The sequence below is a fragment of the Bacillus sp. AFS037270 genome, assembly GCF_002585305.1.
In genome coordinates this window covers 12,588-34,850 of record NZ_NUNF01000021.1, presented here as the reverse complement: position 1 = coordinate 34,850, position 22,263 = coordinate 12,588, and the positions used below count along the sequence as shown (strand labels likewise).

At 38.3% G+C, this 22,263-nt stretch carries 16 protein-coding genes and 2 pseudogenes; 9 read left to right on the top strand and 9 right to left on the bottom strand.

What is annotated here, in order from left to right; genetic code table 11:
* Positions 1-22: 22 nt before the first annotated feature.
* Both purT and COD92_RS11480 read right to left on the bottom strand, forming a co-directional pair.
* A complete protein-coding gene (gene purT, locus COD92_RS11485; RefSeq protein WP_098527906.1) occupies positions 23-1,189 on the bottom strand; it encodes a phosphoribosylglycinamide formyltransferase 2 in 1,167 nt (388 codons plus the stop codon).
* 398 nt (positions 1,190-1,587) lie between these two features.
* Positions 1,588-3,519 carry a fructose-1,6-bisphosphatase gene (locus tag COD92_RS11480; RefSeq protein WP_098527905.1) on the bottom strand — a complete coding sequence of 644 codons (1,932 nt, stop codon included), beginning with the start codon at positions 3,517-3,519 and terminating at the stop codon, positions 1,588-1,590.
* 417 nt (positions 3,520-3,936) lie between these two features.
* Here COD92_RS11480 and COD92_RS11475 point away from each other — a divergent pair, with 417 nt between their 5' ends.
* Positions 3,937-4,377 carry a cell wall hydrolase gene (locus COD92_RS11475; RefSeq protein WP_098527904.1) on the top strand — a complete coding sequence of 147 codons (441 nt, stop codon included), beginning with the start codon at positions 3,937-3,939 and terminating at the stop codon, positions 4,375-4,377.
* Between the two features lie 161 nt (positions 4,378-4,538).
* Here COD92_RS11475 and sdaAA read toward each other — a convergent pair whose 3' ends face one another.
* The 3 genes from sdaAA to COD92_RS11460 all read right to left on the bottom strand — a co-directional run bounded on the left by sdaAA (position 4,539) and on the right by COD92_RS11460 (position 8,888).
* On the bottom strand, positions 4,539-6,098 hold the full coding sequence (gene sdaAA / locus COD92_RS33320) for an L-serine ammonia-lyase, iron-sulfur-dependent, subunit alpha (protein WP_098527903.1): 1,560 nt from the start codon (positions 6,096-6,098) through the stop codon (positions 4,539-4,541).
* 114 nt (positions 6,099-6,212) lie between these two features.
* Positions 6,213-7,646, bottom strand: a complete 1,434-nt coding sequence (locus COD92_RS11465) for a M20 family metallopeptidase (RefSeq protein ID WP_098527902.1) — start codon at positions 7,644-7,646, stop codon at positions 6,213-6,215.
* Between the two features lie 12 nt (positions 7,647-7,658).
* Complete coding sequence (locus COD92_RS11460) at positions 7,659-8,888, bottom strand: MFS transporter (protein WP_098527901.1); 1,230 nt, start codon at positions 8,886-8,888, stop codon at positions 7,659-7,661.
* 132 nt (positions 8,889-9,020) lie between these two features.
* On the opposite strand from COD92_RS11460, the gene COD92_RS11455 reads away from it, so the two are divergent.
* Positions 9,021-11,075, top strand: a complete 2,055-nt coding sequence (locus COD92_RS11455) for a helix-turn-helix domain-containing protein (RefSeq protein WP_098527900.1) — start codon at positions 9,021-9,023, stop codon at positions 11,073-11,075.
* 226 nt (positions 11,076-11,301) lie between these two features.
* Here COD92_RS11455 and COD92_RS33585 read toward each other — a convergent pair.
* Positions 11,302-11,475 (bottom strand): annotated as a pseudogene (locus COD92_RS33585) (DUF2935 domain-containing protein); the annotation flags it as partial.
* Between the two features lie 386 nt (positions 11,476-11,861).
* On the opposite strand from COD92_RS33585, the gene COD92_RS11445 reads away from it, so the two are divergent.
* Complete coding sequence (locus COD92_RS11445) at positions 11,862-12,263, top strand: DUF1259 domain-containing protein (RefSeq protein WP_098527976.1); 402 nt, start codon at positions 11,862-11,864, stop codon at positions 12,261-12,263.
* 412 nt (positions 12,264-12,675) lie between these two features.
* Positions 12,676-13,407, top strand: coding sequence for a CAP domain-containing protein (locus COD92_RS11440; protein ID WP_098527899.1), 732 nt, complete (start codon positions 12,676-12,678; stop codon positions 13,405-13,407).
* 607 nt (positions 13,408-14,014) lie between these two features.
* Here the strand turns inward: COD92_RS11440 and COD92_RS11435 are convergent.
* A pseudogene (locus tag COD92_RS11435) lies at positions 14,015-15,169 on the bottom strand (Ig domain protein group 2 domain protein); the annotation flags it as partial.
* A 389-nt stretch (positions 15,170-15,558) separates the two neighbouring features.
* Between COD92_RS11435 and COD92_RS11430 the strand changes: the two are divergent.
* Positions 15,559-15,936 carry a ribosomal maturation YjgA family protein gene (locus COD92_RS11430; RefSeq protein WP_098527974.1) on the top strand — a complete coding sequence of 126 codons (378 nt, stop codon included), beginning with the start codon at positions 15,559-15,561 and terminating at the stop codon, positions 15,934-15,936.
* Positions 15,937-16,057: 121 nt separating this feature from the next.
* Here the strand turns inward: COD92_RS11430 and COD92_RS11425 are convergent, their stop codons facing one another.
* Positions 16,058-17,290: an MFS transporter gene (locus tag COD92_RS11425; protein ID WP_098527898.1), complete on the bottom strand. Its 1,233-nt coding sequence runs from the start codon at positions 17,288-17,290 to the stop codon at positions 16,058-16,060.
* A 46-nt stretch (positions 17,291-17,336) separates the two neighbouring features.
* Positions 17,337-18,371 carry an ROK family transcriptional regulator gene (locus COD92_RS11420; RefSeq protein ID WP_176541064.1) on the bottom strand — a complete coding sequence of 345 codons (1,035 nt, stop codon included), beginning with the start codon at positions 18,369-18,371 and terminating at the stop codon, positions 17,337-17,339.
* Positions 18,372-18,566: 195 nt separating this feature from the next.
* Between COD92_RS11420 and COD92_RS11415 the strand changes: the two genes are divergently transcribed.
* From COD92_RS11415 to COD92_RS11395, 4 genes are all read left to right on the top strand, one after another.
* The gene (locus COD92_RS11415; protein ID WP_098527897.1) at positions 18,567-18,869 is read left to right on the top strand and encodes a hypothetical protein; all 303 of its coding nucleotides are present in this window, start codon (positions 18,567-18,569) and stop codon (positions 18,867-18,869) included.
* Between the two features lie 265 nt (positions 18,870-19,134).
* The gene (locus COD92_RS11410) at positions 19,135-19,932 is read left to right on the top strand and encodes an HAD family hydrolase (RefSeq protein ID WP_098527896.1); all 798 of its coding nucleotides are present in this window, start codon (positions 19,135-19,137) and stop codon (positions 19,930-19,932) included.
* A 1,096-nt stretch (positions 19,933-21,028) separates the two neighbouring features.
* Positions 21,029-21,493, top strand: coding sequence for a hypothetical protein (locus COD92_RS11400; RefSeq protein WP_098527895.1), 465 nt, complete (start codon positions 21,029-21,031; stop codon positions 21,491-21,493).
* Between the two features lie 280 nt (positions 21,494-21,773).
* On the top strand, positions 21,774-22,259 hold the full coding sequence (locus COD92_RS11395) for a DUF2975 domain-containing protein (protein ID WP_098527894.1): 486 nt from the start codon (positions 21,774-21,776) through the stop codon (positions 22,257-22,259).
* Positions 22,260-22,263: the final 4 nt, after the last annotated feature.

Genomic DNA, 22,263 nt, shown 5'->3' with positions numbered 1-22,263 from the left:
GTGAGTTGATTTCAAATCGTACTTAGTCGTGAGTAACCATCATTTTGCTAGCTGCTACTGCGGCTCGCTGCCTTGCTTCTTCGACTGATTCTCCGCTGCTTAACACTACTGCCATACGTCGTCCCACTTTTGTTACCGGCTTTCCAAAGACCCTTATCTGTGTATCTGGGATGGATAAGCTTTCAGAAATTCCAGCTATTCGGTAGGTATTACTTTCCTTCGTTGCTTTAATCGTATGACTTGCACCTGGTTTCAATAGCTGAACAGATGGAATCGGGTAGCCTAAAATTGCTCTTACATGTAAGGCAAATTCCGATAGGTCCTGTGTTACCATTGTAACCATCCCCGTATCATGAGGCCGTGGTGATACTTCACTAAAATAAACACCTTGTGGAGAAAGAAATAATTCAACTCCAAAAATTCCGTACCCGCCAAGAGCATCGGTGATTTTTTTGGCGATATCCTGTGCTTTTGCGATTTGTTCAGTTGACATGTCATGCGGCTGCCAGGATTCAATATAGTCACCATCTTTTTGGACATGTCCGATTGGAGCACAGTAGGTTGTTCCTGAAATGGAACGGACTGTTAGTAGTGTAATTTCCGATTCAAAATGGATAAATTCCTCGACAATCACCCGAGTTTTTTTGCCTCTTCCACCTAAAATAGCCTCGTTCCAAGACCATTCTACATCCTCTATCGAACGGCAAACGGTTTGCCCTTTACCAGATGAACTCATGATTGGTTTAATCACGCATGGAATCCCGATTTCCTCTACAGCATCCCTTAATTCCTCTAATGTGTTCGCAAAAGCATATTTTGCTGTAGGAATCCCTAGTTCTTCGCTTGCCAAGCGTCGGATTCCTTCCCTATCCATGGTCAAGTTCACTGCTTTAGCAGTCGGTACAATACGGAATCCTTCGTTTTCAAGGTCGATTAAGGTTTCTGTTGCGATTGCCTCAATTTCAGGAACTACCAAATCCGGCTTCTCTTGTTCTATCACTCTGCGAAGTTCTTCTCCATCGAGCATGCCCACCACATAGGAACGATGGGCCACCTGCATTGCCGGAGCGTTTTCATATCTATCTACAGCTATGGTCTCAAGTCCTAACCGCTGTGCCTCGATGATCGTCTCTTTACCAAGCTCACCAGAACCGAGTAACAACACTTTCTTTGTCTGGATACCAAACATTTCACACAACCCCTTATTGTTTGTTTTTTGCTTATATTAACCCATATCTACAAATCGTTCAAGTGATATTTTCACACAAAAGGCGAACATTATTTAATATTTTTCTCAATTCATTCGTTATTTACTTTGAAAACGTTACTATTTTTTAACAGATGTTCTTCAAGTGTATGTAACAAAATATGTAAAAAGTAAAAACGAGAGACATCCTTGATGCCTCCTTGTCATGGTCTCGTAGGTTCATGCTTTTTCCCAATAAAAAAAAACAGGTACTTGAGCTTTTACCCGCCCACTACCTGCTTTTTCTTGAAGTCCATTGCCTCATTTTAAATATGGTTAAATCCATCCTTCTAACTCACAAGGATGGATTTTTTATGTGCTTTATTTTTATTACCTTTTTGTTAATTCATATAACGATATTCCCTCAAGCTATTTAAAATTTCAATTTCCTGTAATAGTTCTTTACCAATATTCGTTTCTCTTACCTTTTTTCTCACCAACTCTTTATCTACTACTCTTTTTACAGATAATACATCCGTACCGTCACATAAGACATCTTCTTTGGAATGGAACTGTTTATGAGCAACCAATTGCATACCGTAGGAATTATAAAGTAGTGTATACCCTGCTATACCTGTTACAGATTGATAGGGTTTTGAGAAACCACCATCGATGACTATCATTCTTCCACTCGCTTTGATGGGATTTTCTCCCTCAATTTCTTTTACTGGCGTATGGCCGTTGATAATATGCCCCTGCTCAGGGTCGAGATCAAATTCAGCAAGTAATTTTTTACAAATTTCTTCATTTTCACGTAAGTAATAATAAGGGTTCTTTTTCTCCTTATGCGTTTCCTTCTCCTTAATAAAGTACCTTTCAAAAGTGGTCATCTCTCTTTTTCCAAAGAGGGATGAATATTCTCCGGTCCATAAATACCAAACCATATCTGTTGCAAGGTCATCAGTCATTTCCGGGTGATCAAAGGAATAACGTAAATTATATTCAAACGTATCAAGTAATTCACGGCCTGCATACGTTTTATTCTCAATCGTCATTTTTTCCATATTTCCTTCTTCATCTAAAGGAATGCAGCCATGAATTAACAAGTTACCGTTATATTTCAAATAAAGGCTGCCTTTTTTCATTAGAAATTTCATATGCCTAGCTAGCTTTTCGGAATGCTGCACGGAAAATAACAATTTTTCTATCACTTGTTCTTCCTCATCTAGTAATTGATCAGGCTGCTCTGGATTAACAGTTGCAAAGCAACTATTTACTAGAGGGTAGGTTTTCCCGTGTATCGTTATTTCGTTCTTTTCATAATCAATTTTCTCAAGTAAAAGTCTTTCTGACATATTAAAATACGGGCGCCTCTTGATGATCGGGATTTCCAGTTTAAATTGAATCATGGCGATTGCTTGATGAATTTTTGTAATTTGCAGTTGTTCATGATCAGATGGACTTTTATCGGAATGGACCTTAGGTCTAAATACTGGATTGTCCCCATAGTACTTTTCTGCTAGATTAAGTAATGGTCTAAGATTGATTCCATATACGTCTTCAATAATATCCAAATTGTCGTATCTCGCACAAATACGAATAATATTTGCCAGACATACCTTTGATCCAGCAAAGGCACCCAGCCATAGGACATCGTGGTTTCCCCACTGAATATCTACTGAATGGTAACCGATCAATGTTTCCATAATTTTATCTGGCTCGGGTCCACGGTCGTAAATATCCCCCACTACATGAAGATGGTCGACAACTAACCTCTGTGTCGTATAGGCAAGACCTATGATTAGCTTATCGGCCTGTCCTAAAGAGATAATCTGTTGGACAATTTTTGAATAGTAATCATCCTTATTAGTGGAATCATTTTTTTTGTAAAGCAGCTCTTCAATGATATAGACAAACTGATTCGGCAAAGCTTTCCGTAACTTAGAGCGTGTATATTTAGAGGAGGCAAAAGAGATGAGCATAATCATCCGCTCAATCATTTCTGCATACCATTGATTTAATTCTAGTTCATTATAAAAATGATTTTTTATTAACTGAAGTTTTTCTTCTGGATAATAAATTAATGTTGCAAATTCATTCCTTTGGTTTTCCGTTAAGATATATTGAAACAAGTCATTAATTTTCTCTTTAACCTTCCCTGAACCATTTCTTAACACATGTTGAAAGGCTTGATATTCACCATGTAAATCGCTAACAAAATGTTCAGTCCCCTTTGGTAGATTTAAGATGGATTCGAGATTAATAATTTCTGTTGCTACTTTTTCAGCACTATCATATTTTTGGGCGAGTAAATCTAGATATTTTGCATTCAAAATTATGTATCCCCTTTCAAAGTTGACTATGTATTCTCCTTTTTACAAATTTCTCTAATACTATTATAAGGGATAATTAGAATTTATTATATCGTTAAACATATTTTTATTGGCTTTTTCCTTTCTGGCGAGTGATTTCTAAAAGGTTGGGCTTAAGGGTAATGAAAAAAAACGATAGTCTGATCCCCTGAAGGAGTTTATTCGCCTTGGTTCTGACCGATAAGAGTGGCCGTAATATCGGTTCATTTGGTCATCATCTACTTATGAAGGACACTTTCTTCTTGGGGTCTTCATCTCGTTTATGAAGGACATTTGTTCCGCAGGCTTCTGGTCTTTTGGACTAGCATGAAAGGTGATTTTATTTGAAAAAGTCTACATGTAGGCTTTTTTTTATACTATATTTTTGGAGGTGAAAAAATGCCAAGAGCAAATTATCGAACTTCGGACGTTAACTTAATGGCAAGGATGATGAGGGCAGAAGCCGAAGGTGAAGGAAAACTGGGAATGTTATATGTTGGAAACGTAATTGTTAATCGTCTTGTAGCAAATTGTTTAGACTTTAAAGGGTTAAGAACAATTAACCAAGTTATTTATCAAGTACAAGGAGGAAATTTTTCCTTTGAAGCTGTTCAAAAAGGAAATGTATTTTATCAAAGAGCGAGAACTGCTGAAAGAAGATTAGCAAAACAGAATTTGGATTATTGGAGACAACACCCTGGAAAATATGCCCTTTGGTATTTTAATCCACATGCTCCATGCCCTCCTACATGGTACGGTCAACCACAATCTGGTCAATTTAAAAATCATTGTTATTATGAACCAAAACCTGGAACATGTGATAGTGTTTACAGAGGTTAGGGTTTCAAGTTTTTTCAACCAATAACTGTTACATGCCCTACAACGATTCGTAAACTGCCTTTACAAAAAAAAGATTTACTTACGGAGGAGGTAATGCCCTCCTCCATAAGTAAATCTAGTAACTAGCATTATTTGGTTTTTGTCATTTCAGGCACACTGACTTAAGGTAAATGAACTAAAAGAATATCTTCTAAAATTTCTAGTTCATTTTTCAAAATTGGAATGATATCGGTAACGGACCTTTCATCCACCTCGCAAATGGTAATTGCTGGTCCACCTTTTTTAGACCGTTCAAGACCCAGTCGCGCGATGTTAAACCCATGTTTATCAAGGATATTAGATAATTCCGCAAGAAATCCTTGTTTGTCGATGTGACGGATTACAAGTGTTGGCCGCTCACCCGAGAATTTTAACGGATAATCATCCAATTCTTGAACCTCCACCTTTCCACCGCCCAGTGAACTCGCCAATATCTTTATACTCCTCGTTTCCCCTTCCAATTCAATTAGAACCGTATTTGGATGGTAACTTCCCAGGATTCTTTTTGTAAATTCGTATGACAACCCATTCTGCTCAGCTAACTTTTTTGCATGAGGGACATTTTCATCACTCGTTGATAACCCGAGTACCCCAGCTAATAAAGCTACATCGGTACCATGTCCTTCATACGTTTCCGCAAAAGAGCCCATTAAGGAAAACTTCACATGGACAGGTTTTTCGTTTAATACCTGATTGGCAATACTGCCGATTCGAACGGCACCCGCTGTATGAGAACTTGAGGGACCGACCATAATTGGGCCAATGATATCATATGCACTTTGATATTTTGCCGGCTGACTTCCTGTTTTCTTATTAAACACCTGTCCCATGAGTTTCTTGCCAGTTGGAGTTCCTGCAAGCCCTCCTATTCCTGTTTCCCTTAATGATTCGGGCATTTGTTGTCCTACTTCATGCATCACATAAATGACTTCATCAGGCGGGATCAAGCTATTTACACCAGCTAACGCCATATCAGCTGCCGCTTGGGCGGTTATGGCATGTAGTCCATTTCTGATAATGCAAGGGATTTCTACCAGTCCTGCGACAGGATCGCAAACCAGCCCTAAAGAATTTTTCAATGCAATCCCTACGGCGTTTCCGACCTGTGACGGTGTTCCCCCTGCTAATTCAACCAGTGTACCTGCTGCCATCGCGGTTGCAGAACCAACCTCTGCCTGACATCCGCCTGCCGCTCCAGATATGGATGCCTTATTAGCAATGACTAATCCCAGTGCAGAGGCCGTAAACATCGAAAGGACAATCTCTTCTCGTTTAAATCTTCCACTTTCAAGGGCATGAATCAGAACTCCCGGCAATATGCCTGCCGAACCTGCCGTTGGTGTGGCAACAATCCTCCCCATGGCGGCATTTACTTCAGACACACTCAGCGCGTAGGAAAGGGTATCTAATGTTTTGGGATGGACAAAGGAGATCCCTTTTTGAGCATAAAGATTCATACGATAGCCATCTCCACCTGTCAAACCGGTCCGAGACATCACAGGACTTTCCGTCCCTTTTCGGACGGCTTCCTCCATTACGCCCAATTGCTCAGCCATTTTTCCCAATAATTGATGCTTAGGGATCCCATTTTGTTCTTCTTCTGTTTTTAACATGATCTCAGCGATAGTGGTATTTTCTTTTTCTGCCAGTTCAATTAATTCTCGTAAAGAAGTAAAGGACATATAGTGCACTCCTTTCCTCGTGGTCACTAATATTTACACCTATCAATATTTTGCCCTTCTACCTTTATAGTAGAAGGGCAAAAGTGATTGGAATTCAAAATTCATACAAAATGATCATTTGCTTGCTAGCATCATTTTCGGTGGCACCAATTCCAAAGGAATGAGTGATTCATAAGTTTCTCCATCGAGCGTTTCTGTTAATTCTTTTTTGGCGCTTTCAATCAGTTCGGGATTCTCGAGTGCCGAAATCGCTGTACAAGCAATTGCTTTTCCCGCAAGTAACATCGCATCGTGCGCATACTCTTCTTTCCCTTGAGCGACGACCTGCCACGTATGGAACGGGGTACCAAAAGCCCAAGTCGACGTCACACATTGTGCAGTGGGAACATTCCAGCTTACATCAGCTACATCCGTCGATCCACTCATAAAACTTACTTGTTCGGAAAAAGGAACAATAAAATCGGCGATTGGTCTTTCAGCTAACCTTCTGGCCATGTCTTTCCCAACAGCCACTGCTGCGCTTTGTTTCTCTTCCTCTGTGAGTGTAGCATACATGGCTTGTGCAAAATCGATACTCGAATCTGTTAGACTTGGAAACCCTAATTCTTGCATATGTTGCTGCATGACTTTTTCAAGTGTCAGGTTCGGAATCAAATTATGACAGGATCCTTGGATGTTAAACTCCATTTTCGTTTGTGTCATCAGGGCGGCACCTCGTCCGCAATCGACCACTCTTTCAAATAAATCTCTTACCTGATCAGGCTTCGGTGCTCGAATTAAATAGGTCACCTCGGCCTCCGATTGAACCACATTTGGTGCTAATCCACCTGTATTTGTTACCGCATAATGGATGCGGGCCTCGTCCACCATATGCTCTCTCATATAATTGACACCCACGTTCATCAGTTCAACAGCATCAAGGGCACTTCTGCCAAGGTGTGGCGCCGCACCAGCATGAGCACTTCTTCCGAAAAACTTAAAATCTGCATGAATGACGGCATTTGAGGTGGAATGCATGACAGCGTTCACTGTTGCTGGATGCCATGAGAAAGCCACATCTACATCCTTAAAAAGCCCATCCCTTGCCATAAAAGTTTTGCCATACCCGCTTTCTTCTGCCGGACATCCATAATATCTTACGGTTCCTGTTAATTGGTTCTCTTCCAAATATTCTTTAACAGCAATAGCTGCCGAGAGTGCACCAACCCCTAAAAGATTATGCCCACACCCATGTCCGTTTCCATTCACTGATACCGGGTTAAAACCTTTGCTGCCTGCTTGCTGACTTAGCCCAGCTAAAGCATCGAATTCACCAAGGATCGCAATGATTGGAGACCCCTTGCCAAATGAACCAATAAAGCCAGTTTCCAACCCTGCCACTCCCCTGGTGACAGAAAACCCTTCATTGATTAGGGTTTGACATAGTAAATCAGCCGAATGGAATTCTTCAAACCGTGTTTCTGCAAATTCCCAGATTTGATCACTGACATTTGTAAATAGGGATCGTTTACTCTCAATGATTTGTGAAATTTTCTCCGTTAAACTCAATTCTTCCATCTCCTAACCTACATGTTGACTAGATAGTTCAATTGTTTTTTTCTGACGAATCGTAAATAAAGAACCTGCACATAAAAGGGCGAATATGACCAACATAATAAATGCTGCATTGTATGAACCAGCAAAGGCATCTACTAAAAACCCAATGAACATCGGTGTTAGGACACCAGCAAACTGCGCACCTGTATTTATAAAGCCATTTGCCGTCCCCACCACTTCTTCAGGGAGAATTTTCAGAGGGACAGAGGTAATCAGAATAATATTGAAAGAAAATAAAACCGTAATTATACTTTGATAGATTACAAACATTGTAATGTTAGGCGCAAAAGCCATAAGGAGGAGCGAAACTGCTGAAATTAAAGCAAAAATGGCTGCCAACAGCTTGTCCTTTCCTTCAGGTAATTTATCTAAGACATATCCGCTTAAAAACATTGCTAGAACACCGACAAGAGGAGGAATAGCTGATAAATAACCAACCGATGTCAAATCAAGCCCTTTTACTTGGACTAAGTAGGTAGGCATCCATGAGGTTAAACCCCAGTTCACGGCATAGATACTGAAATAGGCGATAAACAAATTCCAGATCATTGGTGTCTTCAATACAGCTTTTAAAGGCTGTTTCTTTTCACTAGTGGTCTTCTCTCGACTCACACTAGACCTGGATTGTTCCTTAAGAAAGAAAACAAACAATAAGGTAATCACAATTCCTAATACACCAACCGCGTGAAAAATCATTCTCCACCCAATGCCTTGGATTAGATGTGTTCCGACAATCGGAGTCAAAACTCCCATGATCGTTCCCGATGAGAGCATGATTGACATCGCGCGACTGCGCTCATTAATCGGAAACCAACCTGCGATACCTTTTGATGCGGATGGAAAGAAGCTTCCTTCCCCAATACCAAAGAGAAAGCGTATTAGAATCATCGATAATAATGACCATGCAAAGCCTGTTAAGACGGTAAAAATGGACCATGCCAGCAAAGCGGTAATAATAATTTTCCGGAAACCGAATCGATCGGCCAGCCATCCACCGGGAATCTGCATGATGGCATACCCGGCAAAGAAACTACTTAAAACAATCCCAGTCTCGGTTGCACCTAAATGTAAATCTTTAGAAATACCTAAAATAGCATAATTCATAATAAAGCGATCAAAATTTCCTAGTGACCATCCAAGAAAAAGCATGGTAATAATGACATACTTCCAATTTTGCTGTACCTTCGTTACCATACAATACCCCCTATCAAATTTATGTGATGTTATATTAAATATAAAAAATTCTGACTATTTATACAATGTTCAAATCTACATAGTTGATGTAAAATCAGTGTAGATTTATCCACTCGTAATAGGAGGATTCATATGGACTCATTGATGACGATTCAACGGTATTTGATAAAACAATGTCGTCTTTCTAGTTATCAGTTATGGCATAGTATTAATGGATTAGATTTTTCTCGCGTTTTTTCTTATCAATTCAATGATAAGACTCCTTCCCCAACGATCCAAGGTAATAATACAATTATAGCTAATTCGGAATATAACGAGACTTATTTCCACTACCCTGGTCACTCCACCATAGTTCTGAGAACGGCAGGAGCTAAAACGTTGGAAAGCAGTGACGTGGAACACCTTACATTACTTGTGGACCTATATTACTTACAATTAATGCTAGAAAGAGAGAAACATATTCGGAACAAACTTATAGAAAGTATCCGTGATATATCTATTTTAGAAGATTTAGACTTCCTGTTAACAAAAATCCTTGAAAATGCTTTATCTGTTATTCCCATTGCGGATATGGGGGTATTGTGGATGTATGACGGTGATTTAGGCAAACTAATTCCTAAGGCATGGGCTGGAGGGCCGAGCGAAGAAATAAAAAATATGAAGATGAACATTGGGGAAGGCATCATTGGAAAAACGTTTCAAACAAATCAATCGATTAGATTGACAACGATGGATGATATTCTCAGAGAATCAGCAACGATGTCATCTGAAAATCTTCAACACCTGCTTAATTCCTATCAATTTGAGACAGTGCAATCGATTATTTCAGTACCAATAAAGGTGGAAGAACAAACTTTATGTGTGTTGATTATTTATCAGAATGGTCTCACTTCCCTTTTGACAAAAGAGGATCAGCAATTGCTAGAAAGTTTCTCTGACCAAGTTTCGATTGCTCTTAAAAATTCAAAATTGTTCCATGATCTTAAGAAACATAATCAGCTGCTCGTCCAACGTGATAGAATCCATGACACCTTTATTAAAATATCCCTCCAAAGTAAAGGGTTGAAATTCATCGTTAATGAATTATTTAAACTGATCCATAAGCCGTTGATCATCTTTGATTTTTCTGAGGATCAACTGTTTTCAAGTCCTGGTGAATGGTTGTCAGAGTTTCCGAACGAGTTAAAGAGAATCATTACCCACTGCCAAGACCCTTCTTTTCATTTTTTACAAGTTTCAGGACAGGAAAAGCTTTTATATATTCATCCCATAATAGCTATTGATGTACCTTTTGGTTTGATCATTGTAGAAGTGAATGAAGGAGATCTATTGCCTTTAGATAAAATGATTTTAGAACAAGCTAGTTCAATCATTGCATTGGAAATGATCCGAAAACACACACTGACTGAGTCCTATTATCAAAAAACCCATGATTTATTTCATGATTTTCTGCAATGTAAAGAAAATTATTTATTAACACAAAAAGCAGTTGAACTTGGTCTTGATCTAGCATCTAATAATCTAGTCATTTTAATTCATATTCCATCACACATGGATATCCAGTTTACACATATACAAGTCCATAAACTTATCTCACTCATCAAAGAGCGTTTTCATGATTATACTCCAATCATTTTTGGATATCGGAATAAAATTACGATGCTTTGTCAATTTTCAACTCATAGCCAGAAAAACTATCTGTTAAGTAATCTTAAAAACATTCAAACGAGCTGGAAGTACTTATATGAGGGGGACATAAAAATCGGGGTAGGTTCATCCTATCAAGAGCTTAATTCAATCCAAAAAAGCTATACGGAAGCTGACAAGGCCATCACCTATCTTGTATCGAAAAGATTAACGGGTATCATGAACTTTGAAGAAATTGGCATTAACCGCCTGTTTATTAATCATCCGAATGAAGAATTAAATGCATTTATTAATGAAGTCTTCCTTCCGCTTCAAACAGAAAATGATCAAAGCTTAATGCTAGAACAAACACTGCTTGTATATATGGAAAATGACCGAACACCGGGAAAAACTGCACAATTGCTTCATATTCATGTTAATACTTTATATAAAAGACTTAAAAAAATTGAAGAAATCCTGAACATTTCTCTGACGGATACAGAAGACATTCTTAAACTGCAACTAGCGTGTTATTTAAGAAAGACAAGTAACTCCATTTAGAAGAAGAATAAAAAAGTTTGCCCACTCGGCAAAAGAAAGTAAACACTCATCCTTATGGCTAAGTGAATATTACCGGTTATTTTCAAACAATCTCTGAAAATCAATAGGAAATTGAGCCTCGGAGATTGTTTACTTTTCCAGCATAGACTTCGACTTAAGAAAATGGTATTTTCCGTCTTCATCCCAGAAAAATTGGCATCCTGTATTGGAGCTAATATACTCCCTAATTAAACTTTGTTGGTTTCCTTATAAAATACTTCGCTTCCTTTGCAATATGGTCCACTAATAACGGAAAATTAAATCCACTTATTTTCCAATTTATGATAAGGATTAAAAGATTTCTTTTAAAATTACGAAAACCATGTACCAACTCAATACTTTCTTCGTTCAATTTTCTTCCTAAGCCCACACTGTTTTGAACTTGATACACCTTTTTCCTGTTGTTCAAAATAATAATGAAATCTATCTGTTTGTTAAATTAATTCGGTATCCTTTCGACTAAACCCCTCACTTAAAAATAAGGCATGTTCTTTCATTATTAGATATACAATAGCAAACACTTATCTTAGTAAGGTTACGTTGTAATTTACTGCTTTTCGTAAAAAATCTTACAACTATTATTCAAAATAGGTTTTTTGCCAGCCAAGAGAGTTTGATAACTCAGAAAATCAAAATTTCTCAAGAATTTTTGATACAAATTTTAATGTTAATGATGAGTTCGATTTTGATTTTGACCCGAATATGGATGACAATTCAAGAAGAAGAACTGCAAATAATCAAAGGAATATGGCTAGAAGGAATACTTCAACTTGCCAGCAACTTGCAGATATTATTGGAGGAGAGGTTATTACTTCAGCCCCTGTCTGTGTTGTGCAACGTCTTCGTAATATTAATGCTACTATTTTAGGTCGTCGTACCCAATCCCCTCTTGCGCTTCCATTCGCATTATCCTTCGAAAACAACATTGGCGGAAGAACGCTGAATTTAGGAGAAACAGTTATACTCCAAAGAGAAATTAATCCTTTCCTAACTGCATTACGCCGAAGAGGAATTACAGTTACGGCTGTTCATAACCATTGGCTTTTTGAAAACCCAAGACTAATGTATATGCACTGGGAGAATGTTGGAGATCCGTTTACGTTTGCTAGAAACAGTTTTGAAGCAGCTAGAGAAGTTGGTTTGTTATAAAATGGGAGCCATTTGTGATGTATTCAATTTCACAAGTGGCTTTTTAAATACATATAAGCTGGCAACTATTTTAGATTTTTCCTATGTTAAACCCATCTCATTCTTCTTGTAGACTTCTCTGTAAGCTTTGATACGCAGCTGAAATATGTGTAAAAAAACTCTGAAATGCGAAAGGCTGTCAACCTTTTATTCCAATTTAATTTTTTCCATTTTATCAAAATATTAGGGTTGATTAATCCTTTTTAGAAAATGGCCAAAAGTCATCATATACAAGGTTTCTTAAGTGGTTTTATTAAAATAAGATTCCCTAGTATTTTACTGATTGTAAAATCATGCCAGAAATATGACAAAAATCATATGCTAGTATATACATGTGTTCACTAGTAATCATTCATGACAGGAGGATCTTAACATGTTATTGAGTAAAACAATTCTTACTATAGCCGCCTCAGGTGCCTTATTTGGGGCTAATCCTACACTAAATCAAGATCATTCATCTACTGCCCCTGTACAGGAGAAAATGTATTCAACCCAAGGAACAAATGTAAATTCCGAAGAGATTAATAGAATGGTAGAAGCCTATTTAAGTAAAATGGGATGGAACTCTCAAACTTCCGTTTCCGAAAAGCAACCGGCTCAGACCCCGCCTGCTCCAACAGCCCAACAGCCAACACAAGCTGGTACTCAGCAAGCCCAAACCGTAAGCACGAAGCCAGTACAACAGTCAACAGCAGGAACAACCAATACGACATCAACAACCAGCACATTAAGTGCTTTTGAACAAAAAGTTGTTGATTTAACGAATCAAGAACGAGCAAAAAATGGCTTACCAGCGCTTAAAGTGGATATTAACTTGAGCAAAATGGCACACGAAAAAGCGCGTGATATGTCGGCAAACAATTATTTTAGCCACACTAGTCCGACTTACGGATCTCCTTTTGATATGATGAAAAAATTTGGCATTACATATAATTATGCTGGTGAGAATATCGCCCAGGGACAGCAAACACCTCAGGAAGTTGTCAATGCATGGATGAATAGTGAGGGTCACCGCAAAAACATTCTCAGCCCGAACTACAACTATATTGGCGTTGGTTATGTCGCTCAAGGTAATTATTGGGTACAGGAATTTATTGGTAAATAAAAAAAAAAAAAGACAGCCTAGTAAATTAATATAGGCTGTCTTTTTCTATAAGTGGATATCTAATTCCATAACAATACTAAGATTTTTCTATAAAAACCCCGAATAGTTAGTTTTGTCCAACCATTCGGGATTAGCATAGCTAAAATGTTAATTAATTACCTATCACAATATCATCGAAATTGAGTCGACTGCCCGTTGTACCTGAAACGACAATCCTGAATCGGACAGGGGCCGTTTGGGAAATGGTAAAGGTTTTAACACTTAATGTGGAGGAGCTAGTATTTGTACTACCAACATTTGTCCATGTTGAGCCACTATTGGTCGACATCTGTAGCTGCCAATTCGCCCCGCTGTCACTGCCGAAATTAGCATGGGATATTTGGATGCTTTTGGCTCCGCTCACATTAAAATTCATGGTAAGTGCTCCGGCTGCTCGAACACGTGCAGACTGCAAGCCTGTTTTCTTATCACTAGATAAATTCCCAATGAGAGCATTATCAAAATACCAAGATCCACTCGCAAGCGTAACATTACCTGATGTGTAGGCGGTTTTCGTACCGGACTCAAACTTTTCAGTTAAGCTGGTAGTTGTCCGACCTGTTCCTCCGCTGGAACCATAGCCATATGATCCGGACTTAAAAGTAGAAGGATCATACCATTTATAGCCAGTAGCTGGGGCTGCCCATGGTTCAGCAACCGGTTCAGTGGATGTCTGCGGGTTTTCCATCGATAATAAAGTTGTTGGCTGATCGAGTAGCAATCCGCTAACCTGAGATAAAGCTGTATAACTTTCCTGCTTTGCTAACCAATCGACGATATTCACTAGTAAAGTACTATCAGTTTGTTCTTTAAAACCATCGTAGGTTGTCTTAATTGAACCTGTTTCCTCACGTAAATATTTTGGAGTAGCATCTTCAACCGGAGAAGAATCACCGATAAACGCTGCTTTACCTAATCCTAACTTGGAAACCGCCGCATAAGGTCCCTCCGCTCTTCCGCCGCCATTATAGACTCCTTGATCGACTGCACTTCCCCAGGCTGCCGTTGTTTTCGGAAGATAGACAATCCCTTTTGCCTTGTTAGGGTCCGTAATGGCTAACGTTGAACCTGCATGCATGGCAACGGTCGAGACACCCGACGTAATACCGAAGGCTTGACTTGGCGTGACGATATCGTTCGCTGTTACGTCGCCAATGGCATTATATCGGAAACGGATTCCGAAGTTTGAGGCCAGCCAGTCCGACCCTGTTACCCCCTGCATGGCTGCAGACGAAGCCTCCTCTGTCGTCATCCCTTTGCTTGGATTTGAATAGGCACCGCGACGATAGCCATTGAATACTTCTGATGCATCCCAGCGATTTTTGTTGCGATCTGCATTATAATGATCCCCTATAAAAAAGATACTCCCACCATTTTGTACATATTGGATCATCGCTGCCTGCTCAGACGCCTTGTAAGGGATATTTGCCTCACCTATGATGAACACATTATAGCCTTGTAAATCTTCATAAGTGATCGGAGTAGATTTTCGCAGCTCTTTTGCATAGTAGCCTTTGGATGCTAAAGCATTGGCAAAATCGGAGAATCCCCCGTCCAATACCCAGTCTGCAGCACCGGCTGTTTGGCCGTGTGTATTATCAAATAAAATTTTCTTTCCATTCGCAGTTCCCACTGGCTGAAGTTGTGGCGCTGGATCAAGTGCATTTTCGGCTGAAGCGAATGGTGTAATATAAAACAGTGATGAAGACAAAAGCAGAAGCACAAATGATAAAATGGAAAAGCTCCGACGTTTAATAACGATCACTCCTTTTTTGTGTATTCCTCCATAAAATACCACACCAATGTTAGCCTAATGTTAATCTTGTTTAAATTTCTAAAATTTTCCCAATATATTGCAAGTTCCTTTTGTAATCGGAGACTCATTCGATTAATTCGATTTATTTCCTTCATATGTATTATGGGGGCCACTTGCATCTGGTCTTTTGGACTACATTCCGGTTATGAAGAACATTTTGCCCGCTTGCATCTGCTCTTTTGGTCCATTTATGAAGTATTAAACAAATTTGCTGATATAATAGTAGACAAAATAAATTTTAAAGAGTGATTCAGTTGGCTACTAAATTTTCATCTACTAACGAATTTACCCGTAGCTTGAGGAAAAACTATCTTATTTCTGCTGTGACTGTGATTTTTTTAGGCCTTGCTTCTCGAAAATACAGTAACGATTTACCTTTATTTCTAGCGGACAATGCCGGCGATGCGCTGTGGTCCATGATGGTCTATTTTGGATTTCGTTTCCTACTTCCAAGGAAGCAGATATCTCTAAGCATCTTGTTCAGTTTATTATTTAGCTTCGGCATTGAAATCTCTCAATTGTACCAGGCAGACTGGATCAATCAGATTCGCAGTACATGGCTCGGTGCACTGGTGTTAGGCAAAGGCTATCTAACCGTGGATCTTATTCGCTATACGGTGGGGATCTTATTTGCCTCTTTCTTGGATAAGGCAATCTTTAGACACCATCTTTGATCTTGAACGCAAAAAAGGGCCACAAATATTGTGGTCCTTTCATAATTATGTCTTAAACCAAAACCTCGGGGGTTAGAATAATAATGCTCCAACAAACTATTTGAAACGACCACTCACATTATTAAAGTACTTTTGAGATGGTATCTTTTCTCTTTAATAAACTTTTCTTTTTTAGTGTGTTATTCAATGTTTCAGAACTTAGGAGCATGGCTGCGACTAAAACACAGATACAAAATGGGAAGATTCCTATTGTGGAATGTGATGCAATGAAACCAAGAAGTGGCGGCATAAATGTACTACCTGTATAGGCAACAGCCATTTGATAGCCCATAATCGTCTTGGAATGCTTCTTCCCAAAACGTGTTGGTGTCTCGTGCAACATACATGGAAATATTGGTGCTAATCCCAATCCAATCATAATAAAACCTACAAGCGAGAAAGTAGACGGCAATGGGAGAAATAGAAGGGCAGCACCGACTAATGCTATTATTTGCCCCATCCGGATGAGAGTAAGATTACTAATCTTAAAAGTAATAAAGCCTGTTATAAATCTACCAATTGTTATTCCTGCGTAATAAAAGGAAACCCATTGTGCTGCAAGTGCAACTTGTAACTCCTTAACATTTACCAAATAGCTGCTTCCCCAAAGCCCCACTGTTGATTCAACCCCACAATAAAACAAGAAGGTTGCAAGAGACAGTTTAACTCCTTTCATTTGTAACGGTTTTATATCTTTAGCATCTTCATCATAGAATTCACCTTTTGAATCTTCCGGATCTTCTTTTAAAATAATATTGCTGTTACTTGTCACTCTATTCCAGAGGGGCAGTGTGATGAAAAGGATGATAACTAACGCGAACTGAATTCCAGAAATAGCAAAATATCCGTTTCTCCAAGAATTTTGTTCCGAAATAAACTGAGCCATAATGATCGGACCAAGAGTGGCTCCGACTCCCCAAAAACAATGTAACCAACTCATATGGTGTGCCTTATAATGTGTAGCAACATAATCATTTAATCCAGCATCGACAGCTCCCGCACCTAATCCAAGTGGTATGGCACATACAAATAACCAAACAACCGATGGAGCAAAATGAAATCCTAGCAAAGCACCAGCAGTCATTAAGACACTGACAGTTGTGACTTTGCTAGTCCCGAACTTATTTAGTACCTTTCCGCTGGCTAAACTGGAGATAATTGTACCACCTGCAATCGTCATAAAAAGGAATCCGGCAGTCTCAAGTGGGGCCCCAAAGTCCGATTGCATGACAGGCCACGCGGCCCCCAACAATGAATCAGGTAAACCTAAGCTGATAAAAGCCAAATAGATGATGACTAAAAGGAATGTTGTCATAGTTAAACCTCACCTTTAATTATTTAGTTGTCCTTTTTGATTTATGTTACTTGCTTGCTCCATTCATCATAAGATCAAGTCCAAGACTCTGTAATCCATATAAATAATCTTGTTCCCAATCACTTATTGTAAGCTCTGGAAGATGTTCTGAAGGGATATATTTTGAGCTGCAAATGGCAATTTTGTCTAATACCACTTTTTCAATATCATCTTTACAAAAAATGATGGTATGAGGGTTAATGATCGCTACAAACGAGGCAACTAATCTGCTAAATGCATCAATCTCATAATCCTCACTGATCCTTATTTTTTTCGGTCCACTGCCATTTTCTAAAGCCTGCCGAAAATTTCGGTCATTATACTGCGGGACGAATGAAACCTCTCCTGAGAAAAAAGTACTTCCACGCACTACATCTCCATTTATCATAATTCCTGCCCCCGGGCCATTTTGACCAGAATACAAATAGATAAGCGATTGCTTGTCCTTAATTCCTCTCGTATTGTGATATCCAAGGACAGCCGCATTCATATCGTTCTCGACTACAACAGGTAAAGAAAAATGTTCCTCGTAGTATCCTTTTAAATCAAAATTTTGAAACTGCTCGTATCCTGGTATATAAAATATTCGTCCATTATCAACCGAACCAGGAACGCCAATTGCCATAGAACCGATTTTGGGATATTTAGTCATTAGGCTTTCAATGCACTCTGTTAATAAATTTAAACCATCATCAATTAATACACTTGGAGCTTTCCCCTGTTCCTTTACTTCTCCTACACAATTAAAAATTGTATAATTCGTCTCTGTTTTCTCTAAAAATATGGCCAGACCTAACACATACTCAGGATTATATGTATATCTTTTTGCTCTTCTTCCACCACTAGAATCATCTAGACCGACTAAAATAATTTCCCCATCCTTCTCCATCTGTGCTAGGAACTTACTAATTGTTGGGAGACTAATTTCTAATGTATGGCTGAGATCAAGTTTCGTTGCACTTCCCAGCTCTAAAAGAGTTGTACGAATGCCACGAAGGATAATCTTCTTCATCGATTTTGGAGTAGCTAATAATTCATTCACTAAATTCACCACCTAAAAGTACTTATTAAATTACTTATTAAAGTTCTTTAATAAGTTAAAGATAACATATCATATAAAATTTTTGAAAACAATGTAAATTTATCTGTATCTAATCCACATAGCTATAAGTTCCTAAGATTTTTTGTTTAAAGATTGTGCAGAACCATATTATACTAATAGTCGAGGGGTGATTTTATGATAAATCGTGTTAAAGAAAGATTGGAAACTGCCCTAGAAGACTGGGAATTAATGAAGAAAGCCTCTGAGGACGAAGCCGAAGAATGTGCAGAAAGGTTTGAGAGGCATTTTTATGAGTTTATTGACGAGTTAAAGAATTGGTATCAGCATTTAGACCAACCTCCATCTACAATCGAAGAAGCAGAAAATCTTATCGAAATTAAAGAATTAATTGAACGATTACCTGCACCGCTTGAACTCAATTTTTATACAGAACTTGAGCTGATCATTGAAGGGGAAGAACAAGTACGCTTTGATTAATCTACTCCCTGGGACATGGTGTACATCGTACAGATCCAATGTCCCGGGGAAGAAAATCTCCATCATATTCAATAAACTCGACCTCGAAATTCCAGAATTACTTCATAATCAACTTGAATAAAGTGAACAGCCTTTTATAAATGAAAGCCCTCCCTCGATACTATATGCTTTCCAATAAACTTTATGTAATCTGTACACTATGTTTACAAGGCTTTAATATTCGGATGATATGATTGGTTTACCAACGAATGAGGAGGCAGTTTAAATGAATGTGCGTGCAATATTTATAGATATGGATGGTACACTACTAAAAGCCTCAAACTACATTTCCCGTCGAAATATGGAAGCCATTTATGGGCTCATTAATCAGGGAGTCAAAGTTTTTCTTGCCACTGGTCGACACTACGAAGTAACCGCTCCCTACCATAAAGAAATTGGATTAAGAACTCCGATGATCTGTTTGAATGGTGCCGCTATTCACGATGCAGAGACAGGAAGAGCTAAACAAATGAAAACCGTCCGATTGAACGAAGAACGATTCCACCATCTAACCGCTGAAAATCCTTTTAATGTTATTATCCATACAGCAAATGGTCTTTATTGTAACGAGACAAATGATGAAATCGATTATTGGACAAAAGTTGGGCAAATGCCGCCACGGTATATTGGAGATTTAAGACAAGCCAGTTATCAAGATGTTCTGAAATATAGTGTACGCACAGGTGCACCAAGTCCTGAAATATCCGCTTTGTTCAAAAAAGAAGCAGAAGTCATTGATTGGAATGACGGGTTTGAGTTGGTTGCTCCTAATGTTTCCAAATGGTCTGCTATAAAAAGCTTGCTTACCGAATTTCGATTTAGTCCAAATGAAGTCGTAGCCATTGGAGACGGACCCAATGATATAGAGATGCTTAGGTCTGTCGGTACTGGTGTGGCAATGGGGAACGCTAGCGAAGAGGTTAAAGCTGCTGCTGATTTTGTTACAGGGCACCACGAAAATGATGGATTAGCGGAGTTTATAGAACGTTATCTTCTTAAATCATATGAATCATATGCGATTTAGAGCTTTTTAATATGACTTTTTTGATAAAAAAATGGCAGGTATGATTCATACAAAGTGTTTCACTTTTGGAGTACAAACAATAATAAATCACTTGAAAAGACATATGAAATCGTAAATGATTTCGAATGTCTTTTTTTGTTGATATATCAATACTTTAACTAATTTTCATCTGTAATTCGTATATTAATTCGTATGCCATTTCGTAAAACTGAAATTTCCATTGGAGTCTTACGATTTTTAGTGCAAAAATAAGGGTGAATATAAGAACGGAAGTTTGGTGATTGTGATGCGAAATTTGGAGCCAAAAGGTCAAAACGCCAAAAAGGTTAACTGGGAAATTTCAGAGCAAACAAGGGAAATTGTTAAGCAATATTCGGAGTAAGCCGAAAGAACAGAAAGCGAAACTGTTGATTTATTTTTAACTAACATTCTTACTGACAAAAAGTTTCTTGAGTGGAATGGGACTAAGCGGAATAACAAAGGGATAGTTCAAAAGATGGGGCTGGAAGGTAAAGTCAAGATAAATTCGAATTGAGGGATAAATAGTGGCGAAGCAAAAAAGATTGGCTACAAAAGATGACTTAATTGTGGATGTAAATATACCTATTTAAAATGAAGAAATTGAAAGCAGACAAAAGGATTACAAGTCATTAAACCCAAGGAAATTTGCCTTTAGTTACAACCATATGCTGTTTTTGCCAACCACATTCACATTTAGCGGTTTAAGTCCTTCAATCCAATATAATTCTTGCATTAATCCTTTTTGTCATAACTTTGGAAAGGAGCAAACTCGCTTCGATAAAGTGAAAGGAAAGCCCAGCCGTTATAAACTAAGTGGCACCTCAAATGATAATAGCAAGATGATTTATAAAGCAAAGCTAACTCCCAAAGGTATCAATGTAAAACTTGTAAGAAGTTTACCAATGTTTTACCTACTAGAGAAAGCTCCACAACCTATCACCAAAAGAAAAATGACATCCTCCCTATTTTTATACGAATGCTAGTAGGAAAAGTAAGTGTTAGCGCACCTGCGAAATTTTACAAATAAGCGTTGGAACGTTACTATCATAAGCTAGAATGGGTTTACAGGCGATGCTTGGAGTTTCTGGAACGATATGAAACAAAAGCATATAAATCAATGAAATTCGGTGAAATATGGCTGAATACCGACCAGATGCACTATTACCTAAACAATGTTAGAAAAAAAGGGCAAAGTTCTAAGAATTTCGATGGTATAGATAGTAGGCAGTTGCAAACTTATCTCGTTGTGACTGCGGAAGCATTATCACGATATGTATTTCGTTCAGATATTGCGTTTGATTGGGATGTCACCCTTAAACAATTAGAAAGTGATACGAAGGTGTATAAGGATGACCACCTTAATACCTTTTGCCGAAAGAATGACAGGTTAGAATGGTCTTATTATCCCCAGGAACCGACTGACGAAGACACTGAAGATTTAGGTCATTATCAATACCAGCTAGATAAAATCAGCAAGCGTAGCCAATATTTAGATGGATTAACGTTAATGCGGGATATACGAATGCATATTATTGGTTGATAAAGCGCTAATAAACGCAAGAGAATGGAGAATGATTAGCGATGATGATAAATCAATAAGGAATGCCTTCTACCGTGTATTTACGAGGGAAATTCAGTTAAGCGATGCACATCATTTCATTAATCAAGTAAAGAATTTGATTTAAACGATATTATTTACTTTAAATAAAAAGGATATTCCGTTAACAATAATAATATAATAAAAAACAATATTAATTTATTGTAAAACGATAAAACCTGTGCTAAAATCGTGTTGTCATTAAATAAGTGAGGTGTTTTAAATGAATGGTAAACGAGGTTCAACCACTTTCTTAAAGGTAATTATTTTTCTGGCTGGAATTGCAGTGCTTGCTTTATGTATATTTTTAGTGCCTCATATGGCAAATTTTGCAGCAAAATTGTATCCAAATATTGCCCCAATGAAATATCTCATTTTCATCGTGATGTATGGAGCGGCTGTGCCTTTTTACTTTGCTCTCTATCAGGCTATCAACCTTTTACGGTACATTGACGAGAACACAGCGTTCTCGGAATTATCTGTAAAGGCGTTAAAGAACATAAAGTGCTGTGCGATTACAATCAGTGGTTTGTATGTATTAGGTTTGCCACTCTTTCATTTTATAGCGAAGAACGTTGACCCTCCTATTGGATTAATGGGACTCATCATCATTTTTGCTTCGTTGGTTATCGCCGTTTTTGCTGCTATCCTCCAACGGCTTCTACAAGAAGCGATTAACATAAAATCAGAAAATGATTTGACGGTCTGAGGTG

Excerpts from the sequence above, each read along its gene's own strand:
- purT (WP_098527906.1), bottom strand. The coding sequence starts at position 1,189 with ATGTTTGGTATCCAGACAAAGAAAGTGTTGTTACTCGGTTCTGGTGAG.
- COD92_RS11475 (WP_098527904.1), top strand. The coding sequence starts at position 3,937 with ATGCCAAGAGCAAATTATCGAACTTCGGACGTTAACTTAATGGCAAGG.
- sdaAA (WP_098527903.1), bottom strand. The coding sequence starts at position 6,098 with ATGTCCTTTACTTCTTTACGAGAATTAATTGAACTGGCAGAAAAAGAA.
- COD92_RS11460 (WP_098527901.1), bottom strand. The coding sequence starts at position 8,888 with ATGGTAACGAAGGTACAGCAAAATTGGAAGTATGTCATTATTACCATG.
- COD92_RS11455 (WP_098527900.1), top strand. The coding sequence starts at position 9,021 with ATGGACTCATTGATGACGATTCAACGGTATTTGATAAAACAATGTCGT.
- COD92_RS11445 (WP_098527976.1), top strand. The coding sequence starts at position 11,862 with ATGGCTAGAAGGAATACTTCAACTTGCCAGCAACTTGCAGATATTATT.
- COD92_RS11440 (WP_098527899.1), top strand. The coding sequence starts at position 12,676 with ATGTTATTGAGTAAAACAATTCTTACTATAGCCGCCTCAGGTGCCTTA.
- COD92_RS11425 (WP_098527898.1), bottom strand. The coding sequence starts at position 17,290 with ATGACAACATTCCTTTTAGTCATCATCTATTTGGCTTTTATCAGCTTA.
- COD92_RS11415 (WP_098527897.1), top strand. The coding sequence starts at position 18,567 with ATGATAAATCGTGTTAAAGAAAGATTGGAAACTGCCCTAGAAGACTGG.
- COD92_RS11410 (WP_098527896.1), top strand. The coding sequence starts at position 19,135 with ATGAATGTGCGTGCAATATTTATAGATATGGATGGTACACTACTAAAA.
- COD92_RS11395 (WP_098527894.1), top strand. The coding sequence starts at position 21,774 with ATGAATGGTAAACGAGGTTCAACCACTTTCTTAAAGGTAATTATTTTT.